Origin of the sequence: uncultured Chitinophaga sp., from assembly GCF_937874145.1 — a bacterium.
Classification (GTDB): Bacteria; Bacteroidota; Bacteroidia; order Chitinophagales; family Chitinophagaceae; genus Chitinophaga.
On sequence record NZ_CALNBI010000494.1, the window covers coordinates 1 to 1,738 of the forward strand.

Annotated in this window: 2 protein-coding genes; one reads left to right on the forward strand and one right to left on the reverse strand. The window is 55.5% G+C overall.

Translation table 11 applies throughout. The features are described from left to right. On the forward strand, nucleotides 1–803 hold an 803-nt coding region (locus Q0510_RS23540; protein ID WP_298717319.1), incomplete at its 5' end, for a YpdA family putative bacillithiol disulfide reductase. Here Q0510_RS23540 and murB read toward each other — a convergent pair. Then, a partial coding sequence (gene murB, locus Q0510_RS23545) for a UDP-N-acetylmuramate dehydrogenase (RefSeq protein ID WP_298717322.1) occupies nucleotides 796–1,738 on the reverse strand: 943 nt, incomplete at its 5' end. The two genes, Q0510_RS23540 and murB, sit on opposite strands and share 8 nt — an antisense overlap.

Below are 1,738 nucleotides of genomic sequence, written 5' to 3' on the forward strand. Positions count from 1 at the left end.
GGTTGGAAATAGGTAATATTCCTTTTGTATCCAACAATCCCAAACCCGTACGCAACGAAGCCCTCGAATACTACCGCCGCGTAGCCGTCAGCAAGGAAGTCAACATTCATCTCTTCGAAAAAGTAGAAACCATCAAACCCGCGCAGGAAGGTTACACCGTGATCACCGGCAAAGCCGTGTACGAAGCGGCCCACATCGTGATCGCCACCGGGTTTTACGATATTCCCAACCTCCTCCGCATCCCCGGCGAAGACTTGCCCAAAGTAACGCATTATTACAAAGACCCGCACTTCTACGCCACGCGCAAAGTGATCGTGGTGGGCGCCAATAATTCGTCCGTAGACGCAGCGCTGGAAACCTATCGCAAAGGGGCAAACGTAACGATGGTGATCCGCGAAGGCGAGATCGGCAGGCGCGGGAAATATTGGGTGAAACCGGATATCGAAAACCGCATTAAGGAAGGCAGCATCCAGGCTTATTTTCATTCGTCGCTGGTGGGCATCCGCGAGCAGGAGGCCGACATCCTCACCCCGGAAGGCATCATCACCATCCCGAACGATTTCGTGATCGCTGCAACGGGCTACCAGCCTGATTTCCATTTCCTGGAAAACACGGGTATACAGCTGTCGGCCGATGGCGCCAGGGAACCGGTGTATAATGAAGACACGATGGAAACGAACATGCCGGGCATTTACCTGGCCGGCGTGGTGTGCGGGGGGATGAACACACACGTCTGGTTCATCGAGAACTCCCGTGAACATGCGGACAAGATCATCCGCCACATCGCTTCGAAAACTAAATGATATTGACTTCGCGCTCGAGTACGACGCCGAATTTCTCCTTCACGCTGTCCACGATCTTCCAGGACAGTTCCACGATTTGCTCACCTTCCGCACGGCCGTAATTGACGAGCACCAGCGCCTGGCGTTCGTGTACGCCGGCATCGCCGTCGCGGTACCCTTTCCATCCCGCCTGTTCGATCAGCCAGCCTGCAGCCAGTTTGAAATGGCCGTTGGCGAGGGGATAGGCGACGATGTTGGGGAATGCGAGTTGAAGGGAAGCATGGGTTTCGGCGGTTACTTCCGGGTTTTTGAAGAAGCTGCCGGCATTACCGATTTCCGCGGGGTTGGGGAGTTTGGAGGAACGGATATTGATGACCGCCTGGCTGATGGAACGGATGGATAATTCCTTCGCGCCCATGCGCTCCAGCTCCTGCTCGATCGCTCCATAGCTGGTATTGAAAACCGGTTTTTTGGAAAGCCGGTAAGTGACGTTCAGAATAGCGAACTGGTCTTTGTATTGATGCTTGAACACGCTCTCGCGGTACCCGAAGGCGCAGGCTTCCTTGTCAAACAACCGGATCTCCCGGTCGCGCAGGTGAAAAGCTTCCAGCTGCCCGAAAGTATCCTTGATCTCGACGCCGTAGGCCCCGATATTTTGCATGGGACTGGCGCCTACGTTGCCGGGTATGAGGGAAAGGTTCTCCAGTCCGCCGAGCCCTTTGGCGATGCAGTCCTGTACGAACTGGTGCCAGTTTTCGCCGGCGCCGGCCTTCACATATACGAAGTCACCGTCTTCCCTGACAGCTGTAATCCCTTTGATCTCGTTCTTCAGTACGATGCCGTCAAAATCCTTCGTGAGCAGGATGTTGCTGCCGCCGCCCAGGATGATCCGGGGCATGGTGGCGTATTTCGGGTCGAGCAGGAGCGTTTCCAGCTGTTCGCGGGAATGGAATGCG